The sequence below is a fragment of the Paenibacillus xylanilyticus genome (genome assembly GCF_047246825.1).
Classification (GTDB): domain Bacteria; phylum Bacillota; class Bacilli; order Paenibacillales; family Paenibacillaceae; genus Paenibacillus; species Paenibacillus xylanilyticus_B.
In genome coordinates, this window is sequence record NZ_JBFOLB010000003.1 from 96816 (window position 1) to 110822 (window position 14007).

The 14007-nt window shown below is 44.0% G+C and carries 16 protein-coding genes; 1 reads left to right on the forward strand and 15 read right to left on the reverse strand.

From position 1 onward, the window contains the following. Positions 1–5 precede the first annotated feature (5 nt). From AB3N00_RS19875 to AB3N00_RS19940, 14 genes are all read right to left on the reverse strand, one after another. The gene (locus tag AB3N00_RS19875) at positions 6–1805 is read right to left on the reverse strand and encodes a motility associated factor glycosyltransferase family protein (RefSeq protein ID WP_413036143.1); all 1800 of its coding nucleotides are present in this window, start codon (positions 1803–1805) and stop codon (positions 6–8) included. A 110-nt stretch (positions 1806–1915) separates the two neighbouring features. Further along, a complete protein-coding gene (locus AB3N00_RS19880) occupies positions 1916–2269 on the reverse strand; it encodes a hypothetical protein (RefSeq protein WP_413036144.1) in 354 nt (117 codons plus the stop codon). Continuing rightward, complete coding sequence (gene fliS, locus AB3N00_RS19885) at positions 2266–2649, reverse strand: flagellar export chaperone FliS (RefSeq protein WP_413036145.1); 384 nt, start codon at positions 2647–2649, stop codon at positions 2266–2268. The genes AB3N00_RS19880 and fliS overlap by 4 nt, the downstream gene beginning before the upstream one ends. 12 nt (positions 2650–2661) lie before the next feature. Continuing rightward, positions 2662–4206 carry a flagellar filament capping protein FliD gene (gene fliD, locus AB3N00_RS19890; protein ID WP_413036146.1) on the reverse strand — a complete coding sequence of 515 codons (1545 nt, stop codon included), beginning with the start codon at positions 4204–4206 and terminating at the stop codon, positions 2662–2664. Positions 4207–4221: 15 nt separating this feature from the next. Next, the gene (locus tag AB3N00_RS19895; protein WP_413036147.1) at positions 4222–4590 is read right to left on the reverse strand and encodes a flagellar protein FlaG; all 369 of its coding nucleotides are present in this window, start codon (positions 4588–4590) and stop codon (positions 4222–4224) included. A gap of 186 nt (positions 4591–4776) precedes the next feature. Next, positions 4777–5544, reverse strand: coding sequence for a flagellin (locus AB3N00_RS19900; protein WP_413036148.1), 768 nt, complete (start codon positions 5542–5544; stop codon positions 4777–4779). A 187-nt stretch (positions 5545–5731) separates the two neighbouring features. Continuing rightward, on the reverse strand, positions 5732–5965 hold the full coding sequence (gene csrA / locus AB3N00_RS19905) for a carbon storage regulator CsrA (protein WP_413036149.1): 234 nt from the start codon (positions 5963–5965) through the stop codon (positions 5732–5734). Next, the gene (fliW, locus tag AB3N00_RS19910; RefSeq protein WP_413036150.1) at positions 5965–6414 is read right to left on the reverse strand and encodes a flagellar assembly protein FliW; all 450 of its coding nucleotides are present in this window, start codon (positions 6412–6414) and stop codon (positions 5965–5967) included. Before fliW ends, csrA begins: the two co-directional genes overlap by 1 nt. 85 nt (positions 6415–6499) lie before the next feature. Then, positions 6500–7408, reverse strand: coding sequence for a flagellar hook-associated protein FlgL (gene flgL / locus AB3N00_RS19915; RefSeq protein ID WP_413036151.1), 909 nt, complete (start codon positions 7406–7408; stop codon positions 6500–6502). A gap of 23 nt (positions 7409–7431) precedes the next feature. After that, the gene (gene flgK, locus AB3N00_RS19920) at positions 7432–8994 is read right to left on the reverse strand and encodes a flagellar hook-associated protein FlgK (protein WP_413036152.1); all 1563 of its coding nucleotides are present in this window, start codon (positions 8992–8994) and stop codon (positions 7432–7434) included. 18 nt (positions 8995–9012) lie between these two features. After that, entirely contained in the window at positions 9013–9513 is a 501-nt protein-coding gene (locus tag AB3N00_RS19925; RefSeq protein WP_076287616.1) for a flagellar protein FlgN, read from the reverse strand. Between the two features lie 8 nt (positions 9514–9521). Then, positions 9522–9806 (reverse strand): flagellar biosynthesis anti-sigma factor FlgM, encoded by a 285-nt coding sequence (gene flgM, locus AB3N00_RS19930; protein WP_076287615.1) that lies wholly within the window; start codon positions 9804–9806, stop codon positions 9522–9524. A 151-nt stretch (positions 9807–9957) separates the two neighbouring features. Next, on the reverse strand, positions 9958–10365 hold the full coding sequence (locus AB3N00_RS19935; protein WP_413036153.1) for a TIGR03826 family flagellar region protein: 408 nt from the start codon (positions 10363–10365) through the stop codon (positions 9958–9960). 262 nt (positions 10366–10627) lie between these two features. After that, positions 10628–11356: a ComF family protein gene (locus tag AB3N00_RS19940; protein WP_413036154.1), complete on the reverse strand. Its 729-nt coding sequence runs from the start codon at positions 11354–11356 to the stop codon at positions 10628–10630. Between AB3N00_RS19940 and AB3N00_RS19945 the strand changes: the two genes are divergently transcribed. Continuing rightward, positions 11336–11548, forward strand: coding sequence for a hypothetical protein (locus AB3N00_RS19945; protein ID WP_413036155.1), 213 nt, complete (start codon positions 11336–11338; stop codon positions 11546–11548). The two genes, AB3N00_RS19940 and AB3N00_RS19945, sit on opposite strands and share 21 nt — an antisense overlap. A 144-nt stretch (positions 11549–11692) precedes the next feature. Here AB3N00_RS19945 and AB3N00_RS19950 read toward each other — a convergent pair whose 3' ends face one another. Further along, on the reverse strand, positions 11693–13570 hold the full coding sequence (locus AB3N00_RS19950; RefSeq protein WP_413036156.1) for a helicase-related protein: 1878 nt from the start codon (positions 13568–13570) through the stop codon (positions 11693–11695). Positions 13571–14007: the final 437 nt, after the last annotated feature.

Below are 14007 nucleotides of genomic sequence, written 5' to 3' on the forward strand. Positions count from 1 at the left end.
ATTCCTCATTTCATCCGATCAGAAGATTCTATTTTGTGAGAAATACGCTCACTTGCCTCATCCAGTCGCTCCAATAATAGCGGGACTTGTTCTTTGATTTTTCCAACTAACTCTCCAAGATGTTTATAAACGAGAGCAGATTTTTCAATTAAACGCTCTTCATTAGAAATCAACGGAAGTACACGATCAAAATTCGAGATTTGAATTGGCAGTAACGTTTCAAAAAGCGGGGAAAACCAGCTTTTGTTAGCAATATCGCCCCACATATATCCGATTTTCTCAAAGGATTTTACTGCTTTCGCCGGTTTTGATCTACTGTATCTTTCCATATCTGAGATTTGAGAATTCAATTTCTTTATTTGTTCAGGTAATTCCGCAATCTCATTATAGACTCCTCTGATCTTGCTGTATAAGGTAAGCAAACGATCATTAATTACCGGGAAAGAAGATTCGTATTCCTCGATTAACTTTTCAACAATACCTTTTTCAACAATCGGTTGTTTTTGCAGTACCGGCAACATGGTTTCCAACGGAACATAGCGTGCTCCTTCAATAACTGCTCCACGTCCACTAGTATTAATAAATTCGACACCGGAGTATTGTCTTACTAGATCTTCAATTGCTTTTTTCATAATAAGAAAGGAACGATCCGTCTGATTAAACCCTCCTTGAACATTTGGAACAGTAATCAATGCCGTTTCTAATTGTTTTGAACGAGCTTCCACTGACAAATGCTCAATTCCAGAACTATAATACTGCTTATCCGGGAAAGATAAGTCTTGGCCAACAAACAATATTTGCTGAACTCCAAATACTACAGCAACTTGAATTGCCGTTCCCGCAACCGTCTCAGTAGGAATAATAACACAATCGCTATCCTTACGTTCCAACATATACTGAGAAACCAAATCATTACGTAACATACCGTAAATTTTACCTTTATTCTTCTGATCCGAGATTTGGTAGTAAGAAGAAGATGTGAAGAACAAAGGACTATTTAAAGTGCCAGGATTTGAAAAGATACGCTCATTAACAGCGTGACCATCCATTATGACACTAATGTGTGGATCAATACCATGCTTTTGCAAAGCCTGAATACTTGAACCTGCAGATATTATTAAAGCATGTCCGCATAATTGTTTTAGAACTGAAATATCATCTTCGAGTGAAGGTCCTGACGAGACAACAACCGCTGTCTTAATATTTTTTAGTCGTCCAGCTAATTGCTCAATGTTAGGTACCGTAACCGCATCTACTAAATGATTCAAATAATTTTGAGTCCATTCTCTGCTGAAACGGTCTTCTGTAAATTTGTTAGTTAAGTGTGATATTCTATATTCCTCAAAATCATCTTTTATCTTACGTAGATGATCTATCTCATCAAGCAAATATTTCCTTGCCGCAATAAATACCAACCTATCTTGCATGTAGCTACTAAGGATATTAAATAACAGCGGTAATTGGTCTTCACCAACGGAAAGCCAGTGTAGATTTGGATGCTGCAATACTAGGGTAATGTCATAATCATTGAGACCCCGTTGGAAAAGTTCTGTATTGGGCTCATGAACGATAAACCAACGATCCGGATATTGTTCAAGCAAATCTGCTATGCCTAGGCCTCGTTCAAAGCCATATACAAATATGACTTTTTCATCATCCACTAAATTTTCAATTGCATCTAACCATTCTTCATCACGTTCAATTGGCTCAGAAAATGTCGGAGTGTTTTCAATGACTTTTTCGAAAGATCTCAGATGCGAGAAACGTTCTCGTAAAATAGCATAATTGCTTTCCTTCAAACTCAAAGCAGTACCCACCATTTCTATAATGAAATATTTGAAGCATTATTATCCTTAGTGCTTACCAAATAAAAAAACGCCGGTAACCCTAAAGTATACCGGCAGATTATACATTTTCATTTCTTTTTATCGAAAAACAAACTGTCCGCTGTGTATACTTGTTGATAGGCATTACGTTGTATCTTCCCCGTATTACGCTTTGCCAGCCATTGTTCTGCTTCCTCTTTGATTGCATGCATTCTTGCAAGTATTGCTTTATCATCATCTAAGATCCTTCCAATTCGGGCCTTGTGATTGTTATCCATAACTTCACGATAAGGAGCAAGTGCCTCCACTAGCTGTGCACGTTGCTCCGTGAAAAGGGTGAAGTCGTCGTCTTCCATTGTCGCTAAACGAGCAACCGTTTGGTTAGAAAGAGACTCCAGATTATCTAACAAGCAAGATACATGCGATGAGTCTTCGGTATTCATACTCCAAAACCTGCACCGACTTGTTTGGTGGCCCCAAACCATGCTTCTCTCAACTCACGCAAATGCTCTACAACTTCCTCTGCAAACAAGGATTGTTTTTGAATGTTAGATTTTTTCAATAAATCTAGCATATATTCATAAATGCGAACAAGATCGTTTGAAATGGAATATTCGAAATTTAAGGACGAGATCAATTCGTGGATAATGGCCTGTGCCTTACAAAGGTTATTATTGGCCTTTTCATAATTCAGTTCACTAATTCCCTCTATTCCAGCTTGGACAAATCGGATGGCCCCATCATATAGCATGATTAGTAACTTCGGTTTGGATGCCGTTTGTGCCTGGGTTTGTTGATACTTTTGATAAGCTGAATTAATCACGATTCACACTCCTTACATATAACTCGACAAACTTGAAGAAATGTTATTATATTTATTAATAGCAGTCTCCATGGCCGAAAACTTTTTGTAATAGTTTGTTTCCTTTTTATTTAACTTAGCTTGAAAATCACTAATTTGAATATTTAACAATCTCAAGGTTTCTCCCATTGTACTACTGGCATTAAATGAAGTAGTTAAATCGGAACTTACTTTAGACGTACCTGCTGTAGAAGACAGACTCGCCAAAGCTCCAGTCGATATTTTTTTGATTCTTGCAAAAATACCATCCGTTTCAGTATACGTATTGTTGGAAAATGAGGAAGAAAAGTTTTGACCAAAATATTGATTTACGATATCAGGATTTTCATCCAAGGCTGCTTTAAACTTATCTTCGTTAAAGACTAGTTTCCCTTTTGTATCCCATGTACCTGTAGTTATACCCAGATATGACATATCAATTTTATCTACCGTCTCTCCATTGATAGTAATCGGAGTCGAGAGCTTAACTCCTTCCATCATCGCTGTCCGAAGCTGACTCACCGTAGACTCTATGAGACTATCATTCCGAAGCATACCGCTTTTTGCCTTTTCAGTCCACTGCGTGACCTCTGTTTCTGACATTTCACTCTTTTGCTCACTGGTCAGTGGGGTATAACTTCTGTAACGTTCTTCACCTAGTTTCGAATTCAATGAACCAAGAATATCATTATATGCATCCACAAAACCTTTAATATTCTCAACGATTTTGTCAGTATCCTTTATCGCTTCAATGTGTACTGCAGTTCCATTAGTAACCCCATTAAGAGTCAACTCAACCCCATTTAGCATAAAGCTATTTGACGACTGAGTCATATCCAAACCGTTAACTGATATCTTAGCATCATCTCCACCAGTAAAAGCCGCGGTTAAATTTAATGAAGAAAAAATTCCGCTATTATCTGAAAATGAAATGCTGTTACCTGCCGACCCTGTTGAACGGCTCGTTAATGAAATTTTCCCTGAAGCCGAATCATATACGGCAGATACCCCTGTTTTACTATTTGCATTGATTTTGCTAACTAGGGAGCTCAACGTATCCGACTCAGTTACACTAATAGGTTGACCAGCAATAGTGATTGTCCCTCCAGTAGTACTATCGATGGAAATCCCATCAATATCAGTCAGCTTTACACTTCCCCAGTCACTTGGTGTGCTTCCATTTTTCATAGTAGGCGCACCTGTAGAAACTGTTTTAGCAGCGGTAGCAAGATTCGTAACGTTGATATCCATCACCCCACTTGCAGTGCTCCCCGCTTTTGCTGTTATAGCCGATGTGTTTCCACTCACTTTTGTCGTTTGTGCATTCAAAGATGAAGCTTTGGAGAATAAATCAGTTATCTTAGTCTGAGCAAGCGTCACGAGTTTTGAACTTATTTCTCGATACCCTTCACGCTTCCACTCCATCAGTTGTTTAGTTGCATTCATTTTGTTAAGAGGTTCACTCTCAGCGGTCATTAACTTCTTAACCATTGATTCAATGTCCATGCCACTTGCTAGACCTGTTATACGTGTAACCATTATTACATATACCTCCTAAACTTTTTCATCAATTATTATTCCATTTAACTCCATCATTTTAGCAACAACATCTAGAAGCTTCTCTGATGGAACTTCTCTAATAACATCACCAGTTTCTTTATTCATTACTTTAATTACAATGGCCTGTGTCCTATCATGGATGGATATCTGCAAAGATTTTTGGGGCCCTTGAATAGCTTCCATCGCATCTTCAAGTTCTTTAAGAGCCTGTACTTGAGCTTCATGCAGTTCAGCCACGCTAGCACCAATAAACTGGTTATCTCTAGTAGCTCCCTTTTGCATTCCCACTAGCTCATTTGACTTAGTATGTTGCGAAGGAATTGATGTGATCCCAGAATTTCCACTCTTAATGGTTGAATCCATAGTTTACCTCCGTTCAATCAGATGAACTTAAAAGAACACAATTTCGTTTCAAATTTATATTTTTTTGTTTTACTAGTTATCCTTTATATCGGCTAATTGGTTGTATTACTTTATGTATCCCACAAAAAAAAGTCTCGCATATGCGAGACTTTTTTAATGATATCAGACCTTGGTCTGACATTAAAATTAACGAAGCAACGACAGAACGCCTTGTGGCGCTTGGTTTGCTTGTGCGAGCATGGATTGGGATGCTTGCAGCAAAATGTTGTTTTTGGACAAAGCAACCATTTCTTTAGCCATGTCTGTATCACGAATACGGGACTCGGAAGCAGTCAGGTTCTCAACAGTTGTACCCAAGTTATTGGAAGTGTATTCCAAACGGTTTTGAACAGCACCCAGTTTAGCACGCTCTTTAGCAACACTCTCAATTGCTGTAGTTGCAGATGCCAACGTTACACCAGAAGTCATTGATTTGAAATCATCTGTAGTAATAGCACCGATGCTGATTTGGAAGCCGCTATCATCAGCAGTGATATCTACTCCAGCAGTAATGTTTACGCCGTTGAATTTAGTATTTGATACGATAGCATCAATTTGAGCACCAAGTTGGCCCAATTCCATTTTAATGTTGGAAACATCGCTTGTTTGATAAGTTTCGTTGGAAGATTGAACCAACAATTCTTTCATACGAGTCAACATGGAGGACACTTCGTTCATTGCACCCTCTGCAGTTTGTGCATATGAGATACCGTCTTGTACGTTACGTTGCGCTTGCTCCAAACCACGGATTTGACCACGCATTTTTTCGGAAATTGCCAGACCCGCTGCATCATCAGCCGCACGGTTGATTTTCAGACCGGAAGACAGCTTTTCCATGTTTTTACTAGCAGCAGTGTTGTTCAGACCCATGTTACGATGAGTGTTTACTGCTTGAATATTGTGATTGATAATCATTGTTATTTCCTCCCTGAAATGGTTATATGCCCACATCCATGTGGTATTAGCGTCTTCACAGGTCGGCCGCCCTGAAGAATTACCGCCTTAATATATATATCGACGCCATGCCATAATTTGTTTATAGCCATTTCAACTTTTTTTCTATTTTTTTCATCGTTTTAGGAGTGTGTTATCTTCTAAACTACTATTCAGTTATTTTACCAAGCCCTTTCATCGTTTTTCGCAAAGTCTCCAGACTCATTGCCGCATTTTGATTGTTTTGCTCAATCGCGTCAAGAACTTCCTTGCGATAGATGTCAATATCTCTCGGGGCTTCTATTCCAAGTTTCACATGTTCTCCATCTACGGATAGCACGGTCAGTACGATATCATCTGAAATGACAATGGATTCGCCCTTTTTTCGTGTGAGTACCAGCATTAAATATCACCTTCCTTGCCAAAAGAATCTCCATCTCTCCATAATGCATGTTTGGTTTTATATTCTGTATTTTGGAGCACAATTTGTTTCCCGAATCTTTTTTTCTTATTAAATACTATCGGAGCCAGCAAGTTTGCTGTAGCATTTTGAATTTTATCGTGTAAAGTGATAATACAACGGACCTCCACATCATCTGGATCTGTTACGCAAAGATCTTCTACGTTCTCAGGAGAAAGCTCAAACTCATAATCCGGTTGAAAATCAAATGGATTTACGATTACAAATGCCACAGCCGGTTCTTCCACTGAACTAAAGAGACTGAACACTTCATCATGTTGCTGCAATTCAAAGGATTTCAGTTCTTCAAAACCCGGTATTCCTTTATGAAAAGTATATGTTTCCTTTACCATCTGGTCTTCAGTAGTATTGATATCATTGTGTTTATCCATTTTTTCCATCCTCCCAATTAGTAAAAAAAAGCTACGGACTGTTCTCTGTCCATAGCTTACTGTGTATCCTGGATTAAAACAATTATTACCTCATAAAGTCCATAAGAGATGGCTGCATAATCTGAGCAGACGACTTGAGTGATGCTTCATAGATCGTCTGTGCAGAAGTAGCTTGTATCATGAGGCTCGCCACATCTGCATCTTCTGTTTTCGATTGCAGTGTCGTAAAGTTCAAATTTTGATCGTTCAGGCGATTTTGTACCAATTCGACGCGGTTGGTTCTAGCACCCACCTCAGATAGAGCTGCCTGCATTTGGGTTGAACGGGATTCGATATTTTGTAATTGCTGTTGTACTCCGGCCTGATCACCACTATTTAATGCTGCAGATAAATTATCGATAATTGCAAAGATATTGTCCGCATCACCTTTGTTACCAAAAAAATCTGATCCAGAGGTATTAATTTGGAAGGTGACCTGTTCACTTATGGAGTAAAGAACTCCTTGTTTATCTGTCTCCACGTCCGCATAATCGGTTACTGTTCCTGATAATTCATAGGGTTGTTTATCGTAGGTTTGCCCGTTGAAAATATACTTTCCGCGGATTTGAGTATTACCAATATCCACAAGATGTTTCTTCAATTCCTCTACTTCCAGATTAACTGCTTCAAGATCAGTGTCCGACAAGGTTCCGTTGGATCCTTGAACTGCGAGCTCTTTCAATCTTTTTGCTACATCCAGGGCTTGCTGCATATTTGAATCTGTTGCATCCAGCCAGCTTACCGCAGCATCCGTATTAGATTGATACTGCTCATTGGCCGCCAGCTCTGCACGGTAACGGAGCGCGTAAGTCACACCAACAGGATCATCGGATGGTTTATTGATTTTGCGCCCTGTGGAAATCTGATTGGACATGTTATCCATACGGTTCAGGTTGCGGTTCAGGTTGCTAAGCATCTGAGTGCTCATCATACCTGAGGTTACGCGAATAGCCATTATTGGTTACCCCTTTCTATGTCTTAGCGACCGACTACACCGGTGCTGTTAATGAGTTTATTTAGCAGTTCGTCGTAGGCAGTCATGAAACGGGCAGCTGCACTATACGCGTGCTGGAATTTGATCAAGTTACTCATCTCTTCATCGAGAGATACGCCGCTTACCGATTGACGATTCAAGTCGACCTGTTCGGTAAGGAGTTGAGCATTTTGCGCTTGACGATTGGCTTCTTGAGTCTGGACACCAAGTTGACCTACAATTGCGCCAAAAAAGTCGTCCACCGTCGTCGGTTTGGACAGTCCGGTACCAAAATCAAACTTCGCGTCCTTTAAGCCAGCCAAAGCCAGCGCCAAGCTGTTATTACCCAGAACAACACTTTCACCTGTACCCGTTCCGGTAGTACGCATCGAAGTTGCAATGTTATTCGGATCATTTTGGATATCCGTACTTAATGTAATATTCCCAGCCGTGATTGTTCCTGAACCGTCTTTGGTTGTAAAGAAGTCTCCACCCGCTGTTGGCGTATTTCCACTAAGCGTATAACCCAATTTGTGCAGTCCATTAATCCCTTGTACCGTCACTTTCAAATCTGATGTTAACGTTCTATTGTTATTGGCATCGGAATAGGTCACGTTGTTGAAAACCGTGCCGCTAGGCAATACGGATCCAGCAGGAATGGTAATCTCAATATCCCCGGTTGCGAGCGTATTCGCCAGTTGATTTACCTGGTTGCGATAGTCTGCTACATATTGATCACGTGAATGGATCATTCCGTAGACTTCGCCGCCAGTCAAAGTCCCCGCTTGATAAGCGTTCTCCAAAATATCAGCCGTGACAGGAACAACCGCAGCTCCAGTAACTGCTACTTGGCCTGCAATCGTTACCTGGTAGCCGCTATCCAGTTCTGTTATCTGAACGCCGGCAATCTTGGAAAGCTGATCTACTGCATAATCACGCTGGTCACGCAAATCGTTGGCATTATCTCCAAGCTGCTCCACTTTTACGATATTATTGTTCAGATCCGCGATGGACTGCAGATATGAATTGATTTCGGTCGTTTTTAATGAAACGTTGTTGGTGAGATCGTTAGTCAGCGCATCCAATTGGAGACTAATCTGATTTAAACCATCCGTTAATGCCAACGTTGTTTCTTTTACGATCTTTCGGTTAGTAACATCCTGCGGATCTTGGCTCAGATCGGACCAGGAGTTCCAAAAATTATTCAGAACTGTACGAATCCCTGTATCCGAGGGCTCATTCATAATCGTCTCGAGCTTTTCCAGTGTACTGTTTCGAACAGTCCAGCCCCCAAGTGATGTATTTTCATTACGGAACTGGCCATCCAGAAAAGATTCACGGACACGCAGAATGGAGTTAAATTCAACCCCTGTTCCAAGCTGACCTGGAGATGTCGTGCGATAAAAGGCCACAGCATCAATCGGGTCTGCCGCAGTCATATTGACAACTTGACGTGAATAACCCGGTGTATTTGCATTGGCAACGTTATGTCCTGTTGTATTCAAAGCGGCGGTTTGCGTAATTAAACTGCGTTTGGCCGTTTCAATTGAATGGAATGTTGAAGCCATGTTGTTTTTCCCCCATTATTAAGCCCGTGTATCAAAGAGTCCGGAGCGAGCCATACCGTAAGGCTTCTCTGAAGGATTCTGATAAGTGGCCTCTGATTCAGAATGAAATGACATTGTCTCAATAAAGAAGTCGATGTACGAGAGTGACTGTTTGATCAGCTGTTGATTGGCTTCATTCAGAAATTTCACCTTTTGCAGCACATCTGTTAATGAGGTTTGAGCCTGAAGGAGTCTCTTCTTCTCGGAAGCATCAAAAACAAGTCTCATTAACTCACTGATCGTCAGATTCAGTTTTGACTTGATGCCACGTTCCTCCAGGAACTGATGAACCGCTTGAAGTCTCTGCTGCTCGATCATCTCAATTTTTTTAGCTAATTTGGTTTCTTGATTGATCAGAGCGATCAGTGTCTCGACTTTGTTGGCAACAACCGCTTCCTTCTTCTGTTCTCCCAGTTCCAGCATATCCTCATGTGCAGCTTGCAGCTGTTCAAGTACATCGATTATCGATTCAATGGCCATGTGTCCTCCTATTGATTAGGGAAGTTCTTAAAGTATGGAGCGAGCTTCTCTGCGAGCTTCTGGCTGTCTACTTGATACGTTCCCGAATTTACCTGTTCCTTTAATTCCTGAATGCGCTGTGTACGTGCTGCATCCTGTGTACGACTTTGATCTTCAAGCATCTTCATCGCCTCCGGAGAAATGGATACTTCGTCCTTACGGCGGCTTTTCTTGGCATCAGCCTGCTGATTGGATTCAATGTTCCTTTGATAGGAATTAATAGCACCAATTCTATTCGGTTCATTGATTTTCATACGAAATACACTTCCTTCACCTTGGGATTTTTACATTATCTTTATCATAGCGAACAATTCGGATAATAAAAAAAACCGATAATCTTTAATAAGTTTATCGGTACATTCCAAAACATTTGTTATAGCAAGAGCTGCATTTAAGCCCTCGTTCCTATGAATCCCGGAGTTTGTCGACAGCATTGTAGGCTCGTCCGCCTATATTACCGTTATCCTTCTGGCCTACCTCACGTGCTGCTCCAGCCAAGTCCTTCGTTAAGCGATTTCGGCACGAATCACACATATGCCCTTCACGAATTAGCGTCCCACATACTTCACAAGGATACATCATATTCGGGGCGTTTTCGATGGAAATCCGTCCCTCACGGATGAACTTGGTAATCTGTTTAATGGAGACCTCCGTTGCATCAGATAGTTCCTGTATATTAGTACCTTTATTTTCCCTCAAATAGTCTACACAAGTCTGGTATTCCTGTTCAATTTCCTTGATACAGTTCGAGCATACATCCCGAAAGTTCAATGCATACAATCTGCCACAGCGAGGACAATTACCCAGATTCATCGCTTAAACGCCCCTCTCAAACTTCCTTATTCCGATGGATAATATCTATACATTACCTTATTGTCTCACATCAAGTCCATAGTCTATTTGCGCACCAAGAGGACAGATAATGCGTACATATGCAAAATTTCTGATGATTTTTTATTGTTATGAACAAAGAATTTATATCCTTTCCTCTTTATGAAAAAGCTTTATTGCTTTTATTTCATGATAATCTATCACATCATATAAATTCAAATTCACTGTATTATCAAAATGTCTTCTATGATCTCGCTAAAGTTAGTGAATAGATCTCTATGGGAGTATCACTAGACACAGCAGCATTTAAAATGACCCTCCCGCACGCGTCCAAGGTGCTGCCTGTTGTGTAAATATCATCGACCAGCAGCAACCGAAATGGAGAAGACTGCTCTTTCATAGTATTAGAAACTTCTCCCCTCATATGAAGCTCCCTCAAAATATCTATTGCGCCGAGGCTCATTGAAAAAGCTTCCTTCATACTCTCGATCCTTTCGCCACGTTTCTTGAAGCTCTGCTTGGTGGTGTTGATCTGGCGCTGCAGCAGGTTAACCACGGGTAGACGGAAGGCTGCGGCGAGTCCGGCAGCGAGCCGCTCGGCCTGGTTGAAGCCGCGCTCGGCAAGGCGTTCGCTGCTGACGGGGACGTAAGTCACCGCGTCAGGCCGCCATCGCGGCTTAGGGCTTTGGAGCAGCGATGGCGTTTGGCGTGTCGCTGCTTGGGGTTGGTCCCGCACAACTGTTGATGTGTGCGGGCTAGATGGCTGAACGCGCGCGTAAGTTGACGCGCGCGGACTCGGTGGATGGAATCCGGCATCCACCGGAGGTAAAGCAGAGGTGGCGGGATGAGCCACGGAAGCTTGGGTTTCTTTTGCCACAGCCGAACTCAGTTCTTCGCTCATGGCTTGGAAGGCTTGGATGAGAAGCGACGTTAACAGCGGCGCGTAGCGTTCATGGCCTCTGAATTTGTACATGCCGATCCATTCTTTCATAAGGGCATTGTACTGGACGGCACTCCGGTTGCAGATGAACGAACGGTTCTGCATATGTGGACGGATACAGTCCGGACAGCCGATGGCCCGGCCACAGCAATGACAGCGAATGGAGCGAATCCAGGGAATCTGTTTCACACAGCGTGTACAAATACCCTGGTAGCTCGGAGATAATACCGCTCGAGTGCCGCAGGTTAGACAGGTTGCCCCCGGCGGGGCAAACAGGTTATGTATACGATGGGGCAGTTGGTGAACAAAGTCGGTTATATCGTTAAGCCGATTGAGCATTGCGCCGTAACCTCCTTGGATGGAATATATTTATGGTTGGGACTGTCGGTGCAGGTAGCCCTTGCGATGTGCAATGGTGTTCATTTTCTTAATCTGTGCCACTGCCTTAACCTGAGATCGTGTGCGTCGGGAGGATGCGAAAACGACTCTGCCTGCCGGATCATCCATGGATCGCCCTGCTCTGCCCGCCATCTGTACCAGTGAAGCCTCATCGAAGAGCCCATTATCCGCATCCAAAATAAATACGTCGCTGCGTGGAATGGTCACTCCCCGCTCCAGAATGGTGGTCGTCACCAACAGACGAATGTCTCGTTCGCGGAATGCCATGACTTTACTTGCCCGGTCCGTATCTTGGGATGATGTACCTTGGATAGGGATTTGAGGGAATATACGGCGCATCAGGTCAACAAATGCCTCAATTTGGGCAATGCGCGTTACGAATACAAAAACCTGCGCATCACGCTGCAAGGAAGTTTGGATACTGTTCCTCAAGGTAGCGGGAAGATTCCATTTTTTGATACATTCAGCAACAGTAGGCATCTTGATTAATTGAGGCACGGGCAAAGGGTGGCGGTGAAAGCGTACTGGCACTCGGGCATGGGCGAGCTTTCCCTGTACGACTTCTTTCTGTAACCGGGCTGGCGGAGTAGCAGATAGATATATGAAATTCCCATCAGGTTTGCAGGAAGCTGCAGCAGCGTGAGCAAGCATGGGATCATTATGATAAGGAAACGCATCGAGCTCATCGATAATGACCAGATCAAATCCTTGGTAAAAACGCATCAGCTGATGCGTGGTCGCGAGGGTAAGCTGTGCGTCTTTCCAACGTTCGGTGCTGCCTCCGTACAGGGTGGCCAGCGTAACGTCAGGGAAGGCTTTGGAGAGACGTGGCACCAGCTCCAGTACCACGTCTCTCCGCGGCGTTGCTACAAGTGCTCGCCCGCCGCGCTCCAGCGTATGCTGGAGCAGCGGGAAAATCATTTCTGTCTTGCCGGCCCCGGTCACGGCCCACAGCAAGAACCGCCCCGGCCCATCCTCTGCGGAGGTAGGCCGGGCCAAATACGCCAGCGCCGCAGAAGCTGCCGCGCTCTGCGATGCGCTTAGCCCCCACCGGGCAAGTCCGCCGCCGGTGGCAATAGCGGCCGTGCCCTGCACGGCCGCAGGCACTGCACTGCGCAGCAGCAGCGCACAGGCACGGCTGCGCCCCAGCGCGAGGCAAGCCTCGCAGTAGGCGCACGCCGCCAGGCCGCAGGCAGCGCAGGGCACGCGCTGCCTGGCAACGCTGCCGCACCGGCGGCAGCGGGGCGCGCCATGCGCGCTCAGCCACGCGGGCCGGCGGCGCGTGGCCAGTTCCAGGGCGGCTGTGATACTCAGCCGCCCGTGCAGTCGCGCGAGCTGCGCAGCCGCGCGCCAGGAGGCCAGCTGCGGGACGGTGTCCGCCAGCAGCGCCTCTGCCTCGGCCGCCAGCAATTGGCGGCCGCGAAGCCGCTCAGCCAGCAGGGCAGCGCCCCGCTCCAGCTGAGCCCACCCTTCGGCGGGATATGCAGCAGGCATCCCGCCCACCACAGCTCTAGTTTCAGCAGCAGCCATCCTCGCCCCTCCTGCCATGCCTGCATTTCCTCCTCTTGCTTCCTGTTCCCCGGACAGCTTTTCATATTCATCCACTTTACGCCGTGTATATGCTTGCCAGTGCCCCGTATTCCAATGATCCATCACTCGCTCCATCTCAAAATGTTCAACAAGCCAAGACGCCTGACTTAAAGGTAGCGCCTCATCTAACAACAACCAGTTCAGCACCTGCTTCCCACTTGCTCCTCCAATCCACCATGTGACATCTACCCGAATATCCAAGGACAACAGTATCCTCCACCCCTCCCTGACTCGGCACACGTATATCGCAACCTTCATTCGATCTCCTCCCTCGTAATGGACTCCCCAGAAACGCAAAAAAAAGCACATGCTTACCCGGCTGTTCGCCGGAGCATGTGCTTCATGTCCTGGTCTCGTCCAATGTCTTATCCTTTTGTCTTTTCACTATATCAATTGCTCTTGTGCAGGACAAGTTTTTGTGATGCCAAATTCACGTTATAGTCCCATTTTACCAATTTGGCGAATCCCCCAAAACTCTCTTATGAATGGCGAAACTTTTTCCAATCCCATCCGTCTATACTTTTAAGTTAAGATTTACGGTTTCAAACCGCTTCATTCTATATCTCAACAACCCAGAATCCAAACAATAACCATAGATTGCATAAAAACCCATTTTTAATTTAACAGCAGACTTGGCTACAATGAACAAAAAAGATTACAGCCTGAGCTGTAATCTTCATCTGGATCTATGGAAA